This is a genomic window from Streptomyces populi (assembly GCF_002911015.1).
Taxonomy (GTDB): Bacteria; Actinomycetota; Actinomycetes; order Streptomycetales; family Streptomycetaceae; genus Streptomyces; species Streptomyces populi.
Genome location: NZ_KZ627087.1, coordinates 1 through 1,381 on the forward strand (window position 1 = coordinate 1; position 1,381 = coordinate 1,381).

General features: G+C 65.7%; 1 protein-coding gene. It reads right to left on the minus strand.

All coding sequences use genetic code 11. The features are described from left to right. Positions 1 to 39 precede the first annotated feature (39 nt). Positions 40 to 1,332 carry an IS256 family transposase gene (locus CW362_RS42790; RefSeq protein WP_103554952.1) on the minus strand — a complete coding sequence of 431 codons (1,293 nt, stop codon included), beginning with the start codon at positions 1,330 to 1,332 and terminating at the stop codon, positions 40 to 42. Positions 1,333 to 1,381: the final 49 nt, after the last annotated feature.

Sequence of the window (1,381 nt, forward strand, 5' to 3'; positions counted from 1 at the left end):
GGGTCTGTCAAACGAGTGGTGTAACTGGGGCAGTTGGGGTTACTGGCGGGCTGCTGAGAGGCGGCCGTCGAAGGTGATGTCGAAGGCGTTCAGCGCGGTCTTCCAGCGCATGGTCCAGCGGGCCTGGCCCTTGCCGGTGGGGTCGAGCGACATGATCGCCATGTAGACGCACTTCAGGGCGGCCTGCTCGTTGGGGAAGTGTCCGCGGGCCTTGACCGCCCGGCGGATGCGGGCGTTGACCGACTCGATCGCGTTGGTGGTGCAGACGATGCGGCGGATCTCGGTGTCGAACCGTAGGAACGGAGTGAACTCTTCCCAGGCGTTCTCCCAGAGTTTCACGATCGCCGGATACTTCCTGCCCCAGGTGTCGGCGAACTCCGCGAACCTCTCCAACGCGGCTCCCTCGGTCGCCGCGGTGTAGACGGGTTTGAGCACTCGCGCGATCTTGTCCCAGTCCTGGCGGGCGGCATAGCGGAAGGAGTTCCGCAGCAGATGGACCACGCAGGTCTGCACGATCGTCTGCGGCCAGACCGTCTCCACCGCCTCGGGCAGGCCCTTGAGCCCGTCGCAGACCAGCATCAGAACGTCGCCGACGCCGCGGTTCTTGATCTCGGTGAGAATGTGCAGCCAGTGCTTGGCGCCCTCGCCGCCGTCACCGGCCCACAGCCCCAGGATCTCCCGCCGGCCCTCCGTGGTGACGGCCAGAGCCACATAGACCGGCCGGTTCGCCACCGCACCGTCACGGATCTTCACGTGGATGGCATCGATGAAGACCACCGGATAGATCATGTCGAGCGGGCGGTTCTGCCATTCGGCCATGCCCTCCAGGACCTGGTCGGTGATGGTCGAGATCGTCTGCCGGGAGACCTCGGCGCCATAGACCTCGGCCAGATGGGCCTGGACCTCGCCGGTGGTCAAACCCTTCGCGGCCAGCGAGATGACCATCTCGTCGACGCCGGTCAGGCGCTTCTGCCGCTTCTTGACGATCTTCGGTTCGAACGAGCCGTCGCGGTCGCGGGGCACGGTGATCTCCACCGGCCCGACGTCGGTCAGCACCGTCTTGGCACGCCTGCCGTTGCGGGAGTTGCCGCCGTTCTTGCCGGCCGGATCGTGTTTGTCATAGCCGAGATGGTCGGTGATCTCGCCTTCCAGGGCGGACTCCAGCAGCCGCTTGGTCAGCTGCTGGAGCAGTCCGCCCTCACCGGTCAGCTGCAGGCCCTCGGCCTGAGCCCGGCCCACCAGCTCCTCGATCAACTGATCGTCCACGGTCCTCGTCGGCACAGACTTCGCCGACTTGGCGCCTTCGGCCTCGGACACGTTCTCACTGGGCATCGATGCATCCTCCATGATCGGGAGTTACACCGAACGTCTTACAGTCCCC

Excerpts from the sequence above, each read along its gene's own strand:
- CW362_RS42790 (WP_103554952.1), bottom strand. The coding sequence starts at position 1,332 with ATGCCCAGTGAGAACGTGTCCGAGGCCGAAGGCGCCAAGTCGGCGAAG.